This is a genomic window from Photorhabdus kleinii, from assembly GCF_025384885.1.
In the GTDB taxonomy this organism is placed as follows: domain Bacteria; phylum Pseudomonadota; class Gammaproteobacteria; order Enterobacterales; family Enterobacteriaceae; genus Photorhabdus; species Photorhabdus kayaii.
The window spans coordinates 33,619-49,448 of the sequence record NZ_JAJAFY010000035.1 but is presented as its reverse complement, the minus strand read 5'-3'; the positions used below and the strand labels follow the sequence as shown (position 1 = coordinate 49,448).

Sequence of the window (15,830 nt, the reverse complement as noted above, 5' to 3'; positions counted from 1 at the left end):
AACCTTGCTGGAGGTTATAACTCAGGCGGTTATCCCATAACATGCCACTGATGCCGGTCTGTTGAGAGAGGTTACCCTGTGAGTCGCGTGAGGCGGTATAGCGGGCGTAAACGCCCCGTAACGCCGACGATGACCCAAAGAGACTCAGCGGGACCTGCATATTGAATGATACCTGACGGTTTTCCGGCCAGTGGCCTTCGCCCTTTATACGAGAAATGTTATAACTCAGGTTTGATGTGGCACACTAATTTTGGTCACCATTACAGAGGTGATATTCTTACCTCAATAAAAAATAGGTGACATTATGCAAAGACGTTTTAGTTCAGAATTCAAACTGGAATCCGCACTACTGGTGCTTGAACACAACTATTCTATCGCCGAGGCAGCCAGAGTCATGAATGTCAGTAAATCTGCCATGGGTAAGTGGGTTAATCAGTTAAGGGATGAGCGACTGGGACTCTCACCAAAGGCAACGCCAATCACACCGGAGCAGCTTGAAATCCGTGAATTAAAGAAAAAACTGCAACGCCTGGAAATGGAAAATGAAATCATAAAAAAGGCTACGGCACTCTTGATCTCGGACTCCCTGAACAATTTGCGTTAATTGAACGATTCAGAGTGCATTACCCCGTCGTTTTGCTTTGCCAACTCTTCGGCATACATCGCAGCAGTTATCAAGCCTGGCGAACCCGAAAAAAATCGCCAGACCCCGAACGTGTCCAACTAAAGAGCTTAATTCGCGAAGCTTTTCAGGAAAGCCACGGCTCTGCGGGAGCCCGGACTATGGCGTCGATGGTCACTGCGAAAGGCCGGCCATTAGGGCGTTGGCTGGCGGGCAAATTAATGGCTGAAATGGGGCTGGTCAGTCGCCAGCCATCACGGCATAAGTACCCGCGGGGAACACCAGAACACATTGATATTCCTAATCACCTTGGACGTCAATTTGCGGTCACCGAACCCAATCAGGTCTGGTGTGGCGACGTGACATTTGTGTGGACAGGGGAAGGCTGGGTTTATCTGACGGTGGTGATTGATCTGTTTGCCCGGAAACCTGTCGGCTGGGCAATGTCTTGCTCACCGGATTCAGCGTTAACCAAAAAGGCGCTCAAAATGGCTTATGAATCAAGAGGAAAACCACAGGGTGTTCTGTTTCATAGTGATCAGGGCAGTCATTATACCAGTAAAGCGTTCAGGAAATTATTGAGTCATTACCCGATCAAGCAAAGCCTGAGCTGTTGGGATAATGCGCCAATGGAGCGTTTCTTCAGGAGTCTGAAGAGCGAATGGCTCCCATTGACAGGGTATCGAAATGCGGAGGAAGCCACGCGCTCCATCATCAGTTATATAACGGGCTATTACAGCCAACTTCGTCCCCATTGGTATAACAATGGGTTGACACCGAATGAATCAGAAAATTTATTTTGGAAAAACTCTCAGGCGGTGACCAATTTTCGTTGACCACAACAAACTTCCCTGTCCAATTCGATTGCTATGATGCCCTTAGCACTTGATGGCGTTGATTATTTATAAACTACTTGGAATGTTACTGGGGCTATTACCTCTTGAGAAGCTGCTGCGCCTGACTTGGAAGCCAGAGCCACTTTAAATGCTGCCATGCCTTCGCCTTCGGTTAGTGCTTTTGCGAAATCAATTTCTTTAGTACCAGTGAGATTAATCTTCTCTCCGCTAGTAATGGCAGTACCATTGTGATACACAGCCACTCCTGCGGTAGCGGCAGAGTTGGCATTAAATATCTTCTTAGCTGTATCAATGGTCTGTCCAAAAACATTCATCTCAATTGCAGCACTAGGAGTGAATTTGTTGCTTGCTGTGTTTCCATATTGAGAGCCACACTTAACTAGTTTGACCTCTATATTTTTTGCTGATGTGGGGGCAGAAGGTTGTAGGGTTTTAACGTCTAATGATTTAACGTTTCCCATATCTAATTGGTAGGAACCGTTACTACCAGTAACATCACCTTCAACATTGAGTTCACAAGTCGCTTGGCCTATGGTAGCCATCACGTTTACCGTAGTACCACTTGAAGCATGTGCCATCCCCATGCTCAGGAGCACTGCGGCTAATACGCTGGTTTTTAAAATTTGTTTTTTCATTTCATCTCATCTATTCCTTATCTACATCTATTTACATACATTTTGCCTAAAACAACACCATGACAGGTTAAACAATCGGACCGCCAAGGCGGTGCGTTTACTAGTCATTCTAACTCTAAATGTTCGGTTTTATGTCCCGTATCAGAAACTGATGTCATTGAAAGCCACACCGTTACTTCGAGTAACGCTTTTCCTCGCGATTACACTTTCTTACCGTTGCGCAGAAACACGAATCTCCAGAATCGTAAAAGCATTACATCAATTATTCTTATTGATTTTCAGTGTTGAGGGGATTGGTTAAAACCTGATATCAGGTTCATTTTGAGCCATTATTTTCGATTCACTCTATATTGAAATTGACCGGCATTGCGTGGGCTTTGAAAGGTACCCGGAGTAGGCCGTTCTGTATTTGTCATACAATCTTCACAACAAACTATCGCGGTAAACCATGTGATGGCAGGATGATAGAACAGTGACCAAGTAACATATACTGTTTGAAGATATTCAGGTAAATGATGATTTTTTTCTTTTTCTATCAATAAATTAATGACAGTTTTCAAATTACCCTGAATCATATTCTGTCTATTTAGTGATAAAAAATTATTGTCATACGATAACTTTTAAAGTACTTTAGCGACAGTTTAGTTAAACATGTATATGGAATGACACAAGATGTGTGATAAACAGGAGTTTGTAACTAATCCCAGAATCAAGCTACTCAGCTTTCTGGCTATTATTATTGCTTCCATTATGGTAATTGGTGATATTGGGTTCCATATTGCGTCTTGGTCGTTATGGCATGATGCCACTCGCCAGGCTGTTCTTCAGGCGTATAGCGATCTTATGCCGGCATTGACTGCAAAAGGATTTAAGCAATCTTTATTAAGTCAGGTGCTTTATATCTCGTTGGATACGATACCTCGGATTATATCAACGTCATCTTATATATTAATTGGCATTCTGTTTTTCCGGTTTGCTAAAGGTGAAATATGGAGTAACCGTAATATTTCCGCTTCATTTATTATTGGTTTCCTGATGATTCTAGAGCAACTTCTCTACCCTGTGATTAATATGTTACAAGGAATGGCGTTATCTGTGGATTTAGTGAAAGGGCAACGGGTATTTAGTTTTTCGTTTGGAGTTAATTCAGAATCTCTGTTTATTATTATGTTTGGTGTATTCCTTTTGATATTTAGCTTAATTATGCGTGAATCTAAGAAGATAAGCGATGAGCAACGTTATTTTATCTGAGAATCATCATGAGTATTATAATAAGGTTGGATGTGATCTTAGCGAAAAGGAAAGTAAAGTCTAAAGAATTAGCTGCCATTATTGGTATTACTGAGCAAAATTTATCATTACTGAAAAATGGCAAAATAAAAGGTATCCGTATCGAGACGCTGGAAAAAATTTGTAGGCATTTGCAGTGTCAACCTGGAGATATATTGGAATATGTGGAAGATGGAGAGGATAGCCGTTAATATAACAAATAAAGTCATTGTATGTCTTTTGGTATCTTATAAGATAGAACTTTATATTCATTAGCCAGTTTTAAATACATGAAAATATTAATTATTTCATGTTTTTTATCTAGCCTGTTACTTTTCGGTGTTAATGGTTCACCAATAAAGCAGGTTTTTCCTAGCGATAAGAATATATATTTCTCTCTGGGGGGATATTGTTCTGATATTCCGTGGAATGCCAGAAAGATAAAATGCATATGTAGATATTATTTACTCGATCATAAGAAATGATCTCTCTTTTTATATGGTTTTTCATTTAAGTTAAATTTTTATAAAATATACAGTAATTTAAGGATATTAAGAATGAATAAATTTCTCATTGCTTTATTATCAATATTTGTAGTTACGGGATGTTCCATGCCACGGCTTACTGATAGCTATATTTCAACCTGTGGTTATTTTGAATGTAATGTCAAGGATATAGTTTCAGGCAGTGAAGTTAAAGTAGATAATATACATTCTATTCCTGATATTTACAGAGATATCTCAAACCAAGATAGACAAATTATACAGTCTGGTGGACAGCCATCTTTTGAAGATAAGAGTTACCGTATTGGGGGGACTTTTAAATTCTAATTTAATTTCTTTGGTTATTTCTTTATTTTTAATTAAGGTATTGTTATATGAATTTTATAAGAAAAATAGCTGTTATCCCTTTATTTACCTTATTTACTGTATTGGCGGGTTGTACATCATGGGAAAAACCAGGCGCAACTCAGTATGAAAGAGATAGGGATTATGCTGAATGTAAAGCATTGGGTTATTCTCAATTACCATCAGACTGGACCAGCGAAGTTGTTCATTCTTTCGAGACAAAACGTTTTTCCTGCAAAGATAAAGACAAGGACGAAGATAAATCCTGTAATCATTATATTACTGTGCCGAAAACTGAAGTTAAGCGTTGGGATAAAAATGAATCGTCAAGGCGTTGGATAATTTCATCCTGTATGTATAAAAAAGGGTGGCATGAAGAGACGCGCTATTGGTTTTAATATATACCCGTCATCTTTCAAGTTGCCTCTTTGTTGGCTGCACTCACTCACCCCGGTCACATCGTTATCTATGCTCCCGGGGATTCTCTCCCTTGCCGCCGCGATGCATCTTGAAATCTATAGGGTATAGTTCATTTTTTCCATCAGCAGGAGTTATGTGGAGCTGTTGCTGGTGGTTCCTCACATTTTGTCATTATTCCTTTCTAATCGTTGGTTTTAGCCTCTCGGTTTTATTGATTTGAGCTACATTTATAACTTGATGGTATACATTTGTATTTAAAATCAGCAGGTGATGATTTGGTAGCTATATCTTTTTAATAAAGGTTCAACTATTTTATTGCTGTAACGATTCAATATACCCATTTATATGTTTAAAAAAGGTTGGTTAAAATATTATCTTAGGATGTTTATTAACCTACTGGTTATCAGCTTTTACTAATTTTTAAAAAAAATTGTCAAAATTTGCAGGTTTTTATGATTTAGCAAAAGGTCTTTATAGACAGTTGATGAATACTTTGTTACTTTTATGGCCGGGTGGTTTAAATTGGTATTACCAATTGACTTCGGCAAAGACCGAAACAACAAACAAAATAGCCTCATGAGATAGGTTCTAACTGGCTTATAATAAATATGGCTTATAGTAAAATCCGCCAACCAAAACTATCAGATGTCATTGAGCAGCGTCTTGAGCATCTCATCCTTGAAGGATCTGTGCGTCCAGGGGAGAAGTTGCCGCCTGAACGTGAGTTGGCGAAACAGTTTGATGTGTCACGTCCTTCACTGCGCGAAGCCATTCAACGGTTAGAAGCTAAAGGTTTTCTTTTTCGCCGTCAGGGTGGGGGAACGTTTGTTCAGAGTAACCTCTGGCAAAGTTTCAGTGATCCGCTGGCACAATTACTGGCTGGTCACCCAGAATCTCAATTTGACCTCCTTGAAACCCGCCATGCTTTGGAAGGTGTTGCTGCCTATTACGCGGCACTGCGTGGAACTGACGAAGATTTTGAGCGTATTCGGCAATATCACCTTGTTATTCAACAAGCTCAGGAAAGTGGTGATGTCAATGCTGAATCCGAAGCTGTTTTGCAATATCAGCTTGTCGTTGCTGAAGCCGCGCATAATGTGGTTCTCCTTCATTTATTACGTTGTATGGCACCTATGCTGGAACAAAATATCCGGCAGAATTTTGAGTTTTTGTATACCCGCCGGGAAATGCTGACGGCTGTCAGCGATCATCGGGCGAAGATTTTTGAAGCAATAATGGCGAGGCAACCAGAGAAAGCCCGTGAGGCCTCCCATCGCCATTTAGCTTTTATCGAAGATGTCTTATTGGATCTCAGCCGCGAGCACACTCGCCGTGAGCGATCATTACGACGTCTTCAACAGCATCAGGAATAAAATTAGCTGTGTAGATCTTGAAGTTTGCTGCGTTTGCACAGCTAAGTTGAGTCCCTTTACTGAGGGCGCTAGCGGCAACAACAGTGAGGGCCTATCTTCCAGTCATGACCGGCTGAACGTCAAAGGGTATGACGGGAAGGTAGGCTCCAAAACAATCATTAGAAACAGATAACAGATAAGGAATACACCATGTCAGACATTTTGAAAAATGACGTGGATCCGATCGAAACTCGCGACTGGTTACAGGCGATCGAATCGGTCATCCGTGAAGAGGGTGTTGATCGTGCCCAGTTCTTGATTGATCAGGTACTGAACGAAGCACGTAAAGGTGGCGTGAATGTTGCAGCCGGTGCTGCTAACCGCGATTATATCAATACCATTGCTGTTGAGGATGAGCCTGCTTACCCTGGCAATCTGGATTTGGAGCGCCGTATTCGCTCTGCTATTCGTTGGAATGCTGTGATGACCGTGTTGCGGGCATCCAAAAAAGATCTGGAATTGGGTGGTCACATGGCTTCATTCCAGTCTTCAGCAACCATGTATGAAGTTTGTTTCAACCATTTCTTCCGTGCCCGTAATGAAAATGACGGCGGTGACTTGGTTTATTTCCAAGGCCACATCTCTCCAGGCGTCTACGCTCGTGCTTTCCTTGAAGGTCGTTTAACTGAAGAGCAGATGAATAATTTCCGTCAGGAAATTCATGGCAACGGTCTCTCTTCTTATCCGCATCCAAAATTGATGCCTGAATTCTGGCAGTTCCCAACCGTTTCAATGGGATTGGGGCCAATCGGTGCGATTTATCAGGCTAAATTCCTGAAATATCTGGAACACCGTGGTCTGAAAGATACCTCCAAGCAGACCGTTTATGCCTTCTTGGGCGACGGTGAAATGGATGAGCCAGAATCCAAAGGTGCGATTACTATCGCAACCCGCGAGAAACTGGATAATTTGGTATTTGTTATCAACTGTAACCTGCAACGTCTGGATGGTCCAGTTACGGGTAATGGCAAAATCGTTAATGAGCTGGAAGGCATTTTTGATGGCGCAGGTTGGCAGGTTATTAAAGTGCTTTGGGGAGATCGTTGGGATGAACTGTTGCGTAAAGATACCAGCGGTAAATTGATCCAACTGATGAACGAAACGCTGGACGGTGATTACCAGACGTTCAAATCCAAAGATGGCGCTTATGTGCGTCAGCATTTCTTTGGTCGTTACCCAGAGACCGCTGAATTAGTCAAAGATATGACCGATGACCAGATTTGGGCGTTGAACCGTGGTGGTCATGATCCTAAGAAAGTCTTTGCTGCTTTGAAAAAAGCGCAAGAAACTACCGGCAAACCAACGGTTATCTTGGCTCAGACTATCAAAGGTTACGGTATGGGTGATACGGCGGAAGGTAAAAATATTGCTCATCAGGTTAAGAAGATGAATATGGAAGGCGTTCGCCATTTCCGTGATCGTTTCAATGTCCCTGTTGCTGATGAGCAAATCGAAAACCTGCCATATGTGACTTTCGATAAAGATTCTGAAGAATACAAATACCTGCATGAGCGTCGTGCAGCGCTTGGTGGCTATTTGCCAAGCCGTCGTACTCATTTTGAAGAGAAACTGGAACTGCCAACGCTGGAAGATTTTGGTGCGTTGCTGGAAGAACAAAACAAAGAAATTTCTACTACTATTGCTTTCGTTCGTGCTTTGAACGTGATGTTGAAAAACAAGTCAATCAAAGATCGTCTGGTTCCAATCATTGCCGATGAAGCGCGTACTTTTGGTATGGAAGGTCTGTTCCGTCAAATCGGCATCTACAGCCCTAACGGCCAGCAATATACTCCGCAAGACCGTGAGCAGGTTGCTTACTATAAAGAAGACGCCAAAGGTCAGATTCTACAAGAAGGTATCAATGAACTGGGTGCCGGTTCATCATGGCTGGCGGCGGCAACGTCTTATAGCACCAATAACCTGCCAATGATTCCGTTCTACATCTACTACTCTATGTTCGGGTTCCAACGTATTGGCGACCTGTGCTGGGCAGCTGGCGACCAACAGGCTCGTGGCTTCCTGATTGGTGGTACTTCTGGTCGTACAACCCTGAATGGCGAAGGTCTGCAACACGAAGATGGTCACAGCCATATTCAGTCTCTGACTATCCCTAACTGCATCTCTTATGATCCGGCATTTGCTTATGAAGTTGCTGTGATTATGCATGATGGTTTGGAGCGTATGTATGGTGAGAAACAAGAGAATATTTACTACTACATCACCACGTTGAACGAAAACTACCACATGCCGGCGATGCCACAAGGCGCGGAAGAAGGTATCCGTAAAGGTATCTACAAGCTGGAAAGCTTGGAAGGTAGTAAAGGTAAAGTTCAGCTATTAGGTTCAGGTTCTATTCTGCGTCATGTGCGTGAAGCAGCGCAGATTCTGGCTAACGATTATGGTGTGGGTTCTGATGTGTACAGCGTGACTTCATTCACTGAACTGGCTCGTGATGGTCAGGATTGTGAACGTTGGAACATGTTGCATCCAACAGAAACGCCACGTGTACCTTATGTTGCTCAGATCATGAATGAAGCACCGGCAGTGGCTTCTACTGATTATATGAAGTTGTTCGCAGAACAAATTCGTAACTTCATCCCTGCAAGCGAATTCCGCGTATTGGGTACTGACGGTTTCGGTCGTTCCGATAGCCGTGAAAACCTGCGTCATCATTTTGAAGTTGATGCTTCTTACGTGGTGGTTGCTGCTTTGGGTGAATTGGCTAAGCGCGGCGAAATCGATGTGAGTGTTGTGGAAGAAGCAATCAAGAAATACAACATTAACCCAGAAAAAGTTAACCCGCGTCTGGCATAAGAGGTAAAGAATCAATGGCTATCGAAATTAAGGTACCGGATATCGGTGCGGATGAAGTTGAAGTCACCGAAATCATGGTGAAAGTTGGCGATACAGTGGAAGTTGAACAATCGCTGATCACCGTGGAAGGTGATAAGGCTTCTATGGAAGTTCCATCCCCTCAGACGGGTGTCGTTAAAGAGATCATCATTGCGGTTGGCGATAAAGTTGAAACCGACAAACTGATTATGATTTTTGATTCTGCGGAAGGTGCTGTAGAAGCTGCGCCAGCGGAAGAGCCGGCAGCGATAACATTGTCTTCGCGTATGGCAGAGGCAGAACCAGTAGCTTCTGCGGCTATGAATGTTCATGTACCGGATATCGGTGGTGATGAAGTCGAAGTTACCGAAGTGATGGTGAAAGTTGGCGATGCGGTGGAAGCTGAACAATCGCTGATCACCGTAGAAGGTGATAAAGCCTCTATGGAAGTCCCCGCGCCATTCGCAGGTATCGTTAAAGAAATTCAAATCAAGGTCGGTGATAAAGTGAAAACCGATTCTATGATTATGGTATTTGAAGTTGCGGGTGCAGCGCCTGCTGCTCCGGCTGCCTCTGCGCCAGCGCCAGCGGCTGAACCAGAGAAAGCGGCAGCACCGGTTATTGCTAGCAGAAGCTTCGCAGAAGAAGACAAAAATGATTTCGCTGAAAATAGTGCTTATGTTCATGCAACGCCGGTGATCCGTCGTCTGGCGCGTGAATTCGGCGTTAACCTGGCTAAAGTGAAAGGTACAGGGCGTAAAGGCCGTGTTCTGCGTGAAGATGTTCAGGCTTACGTGAAAGACGCGGTTAAACGTGCAGAGTCTACTCCTGCATCAGCCGGTGGTGGTCTGCCGGGTATGTTGCCTTGGCCGAAAGTGGATTTCAGTAAATTTGGTGAAATTGAAGAAGTTGAACTGGGTCGTATTCAGAAAATCTCTGGTGCTAACCTGAGCCGTAACTGGGTGATGATCCCACATGTTACACAGTTCGACGAAACGGATATTACTGAAGTTGAAAACTTCCGTAAGCAGCAGAATCAGGAAGCTGAGAAGAAACAGCTTGGTGTGAAGATCACGCCATTGGTATTCATCATGAAAGCGGTAGCAAAAGCGCTGGAAGAGATGCCGCGCTTTAACAGCTCTATCTCGGAAGATGGTCAGAAACTGACGCTGAAAAAATACATCAACATTGGTGTGGCAGTGGATACACCTAATGGTCTGGTGGTTCCAGTGTTCCGTGATGTTAATAATAAGGGCATCATCGAATTGTCCCGCGAGCTGACTGAGATGTCTAAGAAAGCGCGTGCAGGCAAACTGACTGCATCTGATATGCAGGGGGGATGCTTCACTATTTCAAGCCTGGGTGGTATCGGTGGCACAGCATTTACGCCAATCGTTAATGCACCAGAAGTGGCTATCCTGGGCGTATCCCGCTCATCAATGAAGCCGGTATGGAATGGTAAAGAGTTTGTTCCACGCCTGATGCTACCTCTGTCACTCTCTTTCGATCACCGTGTGATCGATGGTGCTGATGGTGCGCGTTTCATCACATTTATTAATCATGCGATGAGCGATATCCGCCGTCTGGTGATGTAATCTCAAAGGCCGGCCATGTGCCGGCCTGATTGTTATTGCGGTGACAGAGAGACAGCTTACATCTGGTGAGTTTGTTGCGAGTTCTGTCACGTTAACGCACTTTTCAGGTTATTAACAATTCTGTAAACTGCTCGCGGTGTGTAGGTCCCGGTGGAATATATCGTTTTTGGCGCCTGACCCGCCGGACAAACAATTAAGAGGTCATGATGAGTACTGAAATTAAAGCCCAAGTAGTGGTACTTGGGGCAGGTCCAGCAGGGTATTCTGCTGCTTTTCGTTGCGCGGATTTAGGTTTGGAAACCGTTCTGGTGGAACGTTACTCTACCTTAGGTGGTGTTTGTCTTAACGTTGGTTGTATCCCTTCCAAGGCATTGCTGCATGTAGCAAAAGTTATTGAGGAAGCTAAAGCGCTGGCAGATCATGGCATCGTTTTTGGTGAACCCAAAACTGACATCGAAAAAGTCCGTGTTTGGAAAGAAAAAGTTATTAATCAGCTAACCGGTGGTTTGGCTGGTATGGCTAAAGGCCGTAAAGTTAAAGTGGTTAATGGTGTTGGTAAATTTACAGGGGCGAACACGCTGGTTGTTGAAGGTGAAGGTGGCGCAACAACGATTAATTTTGATAACGCCATTATTGCAGCGGGTTCCCGTCCTATCCAATTGCCATTTATTCCTCATGATGACCCGCGCGTTTGGGATTCTACCGATGCTTTGGCGCTGACAACCGTTCCTGGCCGCTTGTTGGTCATGGGCGGTGGTATTATCGGTCTGGAAATGGGAACCGTTTACCACGCTCTGGGTTCTCAGATTGATGTTGTTGAAATGTTGGATCAGGTTATTCCTGCGGCTGATAAAGATGTGGTGAAAGTCTTTACCAAACGTATCAGCAAACAATTCAATCTGATGCTGGAAACCAAAGTTACCGTAGTAGAAGCCAAAGAAGATGGTATCTACGTCACGATGGAAGGCAAAAACGCACCGACAGAACCACAGCGTTATGACGCGGTTCTGGTTGCTATCGGTCGTGTACCTAACGGTAAAATGCTGGATGCAGGTAAAGCTGGTGTTGACGTTGACGACCGCGGCTTTATCCACGTTGATAAGCAAATGCGCACCAATGTACCGCACATCTTTGCTATTGGTGACATCGTTGGTCAGCCTATGTTGGCGCATAAAGGTGTTCATGAAGGTCACGTTGCGGCGGAAGTTATTTCTGGTAAGAAACACTACTTTGATCCAAAAGTGATTCCATCCATTGCTTACACTGAACCCGAAGTTGCATGGGTTGGCCTGACTGAGAAAGAAGCGAAAGAGAAAGGCATTAGCTATGAAACGGCTACTTTCCCGTGGGCAGCTTCTGGCCGCGCAATTGCTTCTGATTGTGCTGACGGTATGACCAAACTGATTTTCGATAAAGAAAGTAATCGTATTATCGGTGGTGCTATTGTGGGTACTAACGGTGGTGAATTGTTGGGTGAAATCGGTCTGGCAATTGAAATGGGTTGTGATGCGGAAGATATCGCATTGACCATCCATGCTCACCCAACATTGCATGAATCGGTAGGTCTGGCTGCTGAAGTCTTTGAAGGCAGTATTACTGATTTGCCGAATGCGAAGGCAAAGAAAAAGAAGTAATTTCTTAAATCGATTAATGTATTAATGTAATTCACCGAAGCGGCTTTCATTTATTGAAAGCCGTTTTTTTATCTGGTATGACCTGTTTGGGAAAGTACAGTATAAAAAGTATGGCTTTTGTAGGTGCTATTGGCAAAAATCAGCGGAATAATCTGTTTTAATAGCTTTGTCTGCTGTTAATTCAGAATATTACTATCAGTTAATGTTACTTTTATGTGAACGAATTAACATCGCATTCAAATTTTGGTATGCTGAGCGCCCGAAGCTGGGCATAACTTGATTTGTACTTGTTAAGTTATGTCGGCAATCCTCTGACCTGGCACCCGGAACCATAACTAACAACCTGTCCCAGGAGGGGCTATTTGTTGCGAAAACACATATTGTTGCGCAAAGACGATAGTCTGGTGAGGCAGGTTCTAAGGCGGGTGCAGAGCCGGGTAGATAAAATGACAATGAGAGCGAGGAGAAAGTCGTGCTAGAAGAATACCGCAAGCACGTAGCCGAGCGTGCAGCCCAAGGTGTTGTCCCTAAACCATTGGACGCGACACAAGCGGCGGCGCTGGTTGAGTTACTGAAGAGCCCACCAAAAGGTGAAGAAGATTTCCTGTTAGATCTGCTGATTAACCGTATTCCCCCTGGCGTTGATGAAGCGGCCTATGTAAAAGCCGGTTTTCTTGCCGCCATTGCGAAAGATGAAACCATTTCACCGCTAATCGCGCCAGAAAAGGCGGTTGAACTGCTTGGAACGATGCAAGGTGGTTATAATATTCATCCTTTGATTGATGCTCTGGATAATGAAAAACTGGCTCCAATTGCAGCTAAAGCGCTCTCTCATACTTTGTTGATGTTTGACAACTTCTATGATGTAGAAGAAAAAGCAAGAGCAGGTAATCCACAAGCCAAACAAATTATGCAATCTTGGGCTGATGCGCAGTGGTATCTGGAACGCCCTGAATTGGCAGAAAAAATTACAGTCACAGTATTTAAAGTGACGGGTGAAACAAACACTGACGACTTATCTCCTGCGCAGGATGCATGGTCACGCCCTGATATTCCTCTGCATGCTCTGGCTATGTTGAAAAATGCCCGCGAAGGGATTGTCCCGGATCAAGCTGGTGTTATTGGCCCAATCAAACAGATTGAAGAGCTGAATAAGAAAGGCTATCCGCTGGCTTATGTCGGTGATGTGGTTGGTACAGGTTCTTCCCGCAAATCAGCCACTAACTCAGTGTTATGGTTTATGGGCGATGATATTCCATTTGTGCCAAACAAACGTGGTGGTGGTGTTGTTCTGGGCGGTAAAATTGCACCAATCTTCTTCAATACGATGGAAGATGCCGGTGCGCTGCCAATTGAGCTGGATGTGAACAAATTAAATATGGGGGAGGTAATTGATATCTACCCATATAAAGGGGAAGTACGTCACCACGAAACCAATGAGTTACTGGCTGAATTTGAACTGAAAACAGATGTATTGTTGGATGAAGTGCGTGCGGGTGGCCGTATTCCACTGATTATCGGCCGTGGTTTGACCAGTAAGGCACGTGAATCTCTTGGTTTACCACCCAGTGATGTCTTCCGTCAGGCGAAAGCGGTTGAAGAAAGTAGTCGCGGTTTCTCCCTGGCTCAGAAAATGGTCGGTCGGGCATGTGGCACGGTGGGTATTCGCCCTGGTGAATACTGTGAACCTAAAATGACCTCTGTTGGTTCTCAGGATACAACTGGCCCCATGACCCGTGACGAACTGAAAGATCTGGCGTGTTTGGGTTTCTCTGCGGATCTGGTAATGCAGTCATTCTGCCATACGGCGGCTTATCCTAAGCCAGTTGACGTCACCACTCACCATACCTTGCCTGACTTCATCATGAATCGTGGTGGGGTTTCTCTGCGTCCGGGTGATGGCATTATTCACTCATGGCTGAACCGTATGCTGTTGCCTGATACCGTTGGTACGGGCGGTGATTCTCATACGCGTTTCCCGATTGGTATTTCCTTCCCGGCTGGTTCTGGTCTGGTAGCGTTTGCTGCTGCGACGGGGGTGATGCCTTTGGATATGCCAGAATCTGTGCTGGTTCGTTTTAAAGGGCAGATGCAGCCCGGTATTACTTTGCGTGATTTGGTTCATGCGATTCCTTACTATGCGATTCAGCAAGGCCTTCTGACGGTTGAAAAGAAAGGTAAGAAAAACATCTTCTCTGGCCGTATCCTCGAAATTGAAGGTTTGCCAGATCTGAAAGTCGAGCAGGCATTTGAGTTGGCGGATGCTTCTGCGGAGCGCTCTGCGGCGGGTTGTACCATTAAATTGGATAAAGCACCGATTATTGAATATCTGCAATCCAATATTGTACTGCTGAAATGGATGATTGCTGAAGGTTATGGTGATCGCCGTACTTTAGAACGTCGTGTAACAGGCATGGAGAATTGGCTGAAAGATCCTCAATTGTTGGAAGCTGATGCTGATGCAGAATATGCCGCAGTTATCGAAATCGATCTGGCTGAAATTAAAGAGCCTATTCTATGCGCGCCGAATGATCCAGATGATGCCCGTTTACTGTCTGATGTGGCTAACAGTAAGATCGATGAGGTTTTTATCGGTTCTTGTATGACTAACATTGGTCATTTCCGTGCAGCCGGTAAGTTATTGGATCAACATAAAGGTCAATTACCGACTCGTTTATGGGTTGCTCCGCCAACGAAAATGGATGCGGCTCAACTCACAGAGGAAGGTTATTACAGCATCTTTGGCAAGAGTGGAGCACGGGTTGAAATTCCTGGTTGTTCCTTGTGCATGGGTAACCAAGCACGCGTTGCTGACGGTGTAACTGTGGTCTCCACTTCGACTCGTAACTTCCCAAATCGTTTGGGGACGGGTGCGAATGTTTACCTGGCATCGGCTGAACTGGCGGCTGTAGCTTCTCTGTTGGGACGTCTGCCTACGCCAGAAGAGTATCAGCAATTTATGGCTAAAGTTGATGAGACTGCGGAAGATACTTACCGTTATCTCAATTTTGATCAACTGAACCAATACACTGAAAAAGCGGATGATGTGATTTTCCAAACTGCGGTGTAATTCCGATATATACCCAATGGATTTCAAGATGCTTCGCGACGGCAAGGGAGTGAATCCCCGGGAGCATAGGTAACGATGTGACCGGGGTGAGCGAGTGCAGCCAACAAAGAGGCAACTTGAAAGATAACGGGTATATTGCAATATGAACGAATGGGAGGTAAAAACCTCCCATATTAGATTGCTGGCTTTTAGTGTTTCGACTATCACTGTTGAGTTTTTATCAATGATAAAACAAGTGTTAGTTAAGAAAAGTCGTTTTTTTCCTGTTAGTGTGGTTTTAAAATCTGGAGAAAAGGCAAACGTATAATGAAAAAAAAGATAAAAACTTTAATCATTAAAGGTAAAAAGTAATGATTAAGAATTTTTTAAAGTGAGTGAAAATTTCGATGTTATAACTGACATTAAAAGATAAAACATTAGGAAAAACGGATTTTAAATTGGTTAATAAGGTGACAAAATAACGCTGTTAACCGTATTAAAAAATTAGTAGTAAAAAAACGGTTAGTGGCATTAAAAACTATTAAAAAATGGATTTTGGTTTTAATAATATTAACAGAGCTGTTACTCTTTCTGGTTTTAAACCTAAGAAAATCAAAATAGAAGAAACCTAATTATCGCTATAAAAACCCCCAACCA

General features: G+C 43.7%; 12 protein-coding genes. 10 read left to right on the top strand and 2 right to left on the bottom strand.

The window, feature by feature from the left end; translation table 11 throughout:
• A partial coding sequence (locus tag LG003_RS16060; RefSeq protein ID WP_262981153.1) for a fimbria/pilus outer membrane usher protein occupies positions 1-229 on the bottom strand: 229 nt, incomplete at its 3' end.
• A gap of 75 nt (positions 230-304) precedes the next feature.
• On the opposite strand from LG003_RS16060, the gene LG003_RS16055 reads away from it, so the two are divergent.
• Positions 305-1,458 (top strand): IS3 family transposase gene (locus tag LG003_RS16055; protein ID WP_262981152.1). Its coding sequence is split into 2 segments (ribosomal slippage): positions 305-551 and positions 551-1,458, totalling 1,155 coding nucleotides; the frame shifts between segments, so codons are not numbered across the junction.
• 62 nt (positions 1,459-1,520) lie between these two features.
• On the opposite strand, the gene LG003_RS16050 is transcribed toward LG003_RS16055, so the two are convergent.
• On the bottom strand, positions 1,521-2,114 hold the full coding sequence (locus tag LG003_RS16050; protein WP_262981151.1) for a fimbrial protein: 594 nt from the start codon (positions 2,112-2,114) through the stop codon (positions 1,521-1,523).
• Positions 2,115-2,786: 672 nt separating this feature from the next.
• On the opposite strand from LG003_RS16050, the gene LG003_RS16045 reads away from it, so the two are divergent.
• The 9 genes from LG003_RS16045 (at position 2,787) to acnB (ending at position 15,194) form a co-directional block, all read left to right on the top strand.
• Positions 2,787-3,365: a hypothetical protein gene (locus LG003_RS16045; RefSeq protein ID WP_112876764.1), complete on the top strand. Its 579-nt coding sequence runs from the start codon at positions 2,787-2,789 to the stop codon at positions 3,363-3,365.
• 8 nt (positions 3,366-3,373) lie between these two features.
• On the top strand, positions 3,374-3,595 hold the full coding sequence (locus tag LG003_RS16040) for a helix-turn-helix domain-containing protein (protein ID WP_112876763.1): 222 nt from the start codon (positions 3,374-3,376) through the stop codon (positions 3,593-3,595).
• Between the two features lie 345 nt (positions 3,596-3,940).
• Complete coding sequence (locus LG003_RS16035; protein WP_112876762.1) at positions 3,941-4,213, top strand: lipoprotein; 273 nt, start codon at positions 3,941-3,943, stop codon at positions 4,211-4,213.
• A 47-nt stretch (positions 4,214-4,260) separates the two neighbouring features.
• Positions 4,261-4,629 (top strand): hypothetical protein, encoded by a 369-nt coding sequence (locus LG003_RS16030; protein WP_112876761.1) that lies wholly within the window; start codon positions 4,261-4,263, stop codon positions 4,627-4,629.
• Between the two features lie 630 nt (positions 4,630-5,259).
• Positions 5,260-6,024, top strand: a complete 765-nt coding sequence (gene pdhR / locus LG003_RS16025) for a pyruvate dehydrogenase complex transcriptional repressor PdhR (RefSeq protein WP_036777528.1) — start codon at positions 5,260-5,262, stop codon at positions 6,022-6,024.
• Positions 6,025-6,213: 189 nt separating this feature from the next.
• Positions 6,214-8,877 carry a pyruvate dehydrogenase (acetyl-transferring), homodimeric type gene (aceE, locus tag LG003_RS16020; RefSeq protein ID WP_112876760.1) on the top strand — a complete coding sequence of 888 codons (2,664 nt, stop codon included), beginning with the start codon at positions 6,214-6,216 and terminating at the stop codon, positions 8,875-8,877.
• A gap of 14 nt (positions 8,878-8,891) precedes the next feature.
• Positions 8,892-10,490 (top strand): pyruvate dehydrogenase complex dihydrolipoyllysine-residue acetyltransferase, encoded by a 1,599-nt coding sequence (gene aceF / locus LG003_RS16015; RefSeq protein ID WP_262981150.1) that lies wholly within the window; start codon positions 8,892-8,894, stop codon positions 10,488-10,490.
• 206 nt (positions 10,491-10,696) lie between these two features.
• On the top strand, positions 10,697-12,124 hold the full coding sequence (gene lpdA / locus LG003_RS16010; protein WP_112876758.1) for a dihydrolipoyl dehydrogenase: 1,428 nt from the start codon (positions 10,697-10,699) through the stop codon (positions 12,122-12,124).
• Between the two features lie 472 nt (positions 12,125-12,596).
• Positions 12,597-15,194 carry a bifunctional aconitate hydratase 2/2-methylisocitrate dehydratase gene (acnB, locus tag LG003_RS16005; protein ID WP_112876757.1) on the top strand — a complete coding sequence of 866 codons (2,598 nt, stop codon included), beginning with the start codon at positions 12,597-12,599 and terminating at the stop codon, positions 15,192-15,194.
• Positions 15,195-15,830 lie beyond the last annotated feature (636 nt).

Bases quoted from the DNA above. Each gene is read 5' to 3' on its own strand.
- aceE (WP_112876760.1), top strand. From the start codon at position 6,214: ATGTCAGACATTTTGAAAAATGACGTGGATCCGATCGAAACTCGCGAC.
- lpdA (WP_112876758.1), top strand. From the start codon at position 10,697: ATGAGTACTGAAATTAAAGCCCAAGTAGTGGTACTTGGGGCAGGTCCA.
- LG003_RS16040 (WP_112876763.1), top strand. From the start codon at position 3,374: ATGAGTATTATAATAAGGTTGGATGTGATCTTAGCGAAAAGGAAAGTA.
- pdhR (WP_036777528.1), top strand. From the start codon at position 5,260: ATGGCTTATAGTAAAATCCGCCAACCAAAACTATCAGATGTCATTGAG.
- aceF (WP_262981150.1), top strand. From the start codon at position 8,892: ATGGCTATCGAAATTAAGGTACCGGATATCGGTGCGGATGAAGTTGAA.
- LG003_RS16045 (WP_112876764.1), top strand. From the start codon at position 2,787: ATGTGTGATAAACAGGAGTTTGTAACTAATCCCAGAATCAAGCTACTC.
- LG003_RS16035 (WP_112876762.1), top strand. From the start codon at position 3,941: ATGAATAAATTTCTCATTGCTTTATTATCAATATTTGTAGTTACGGGA.
- LG003_RS16050 (WP_262981151.1), bottom strand. From the start codon at position 2,114: ATGAAAAAACAAATTTTAAAAACCAGCGTATTAGCCGCAGTGCTCCTG.
- LG003_RS16030 (WP_112876761.1), top strand. From the start codon at position 4,261: ATGAATTTTATAAGAAAAATAGCTGTTATCCCTTTATTTACCTTATTT.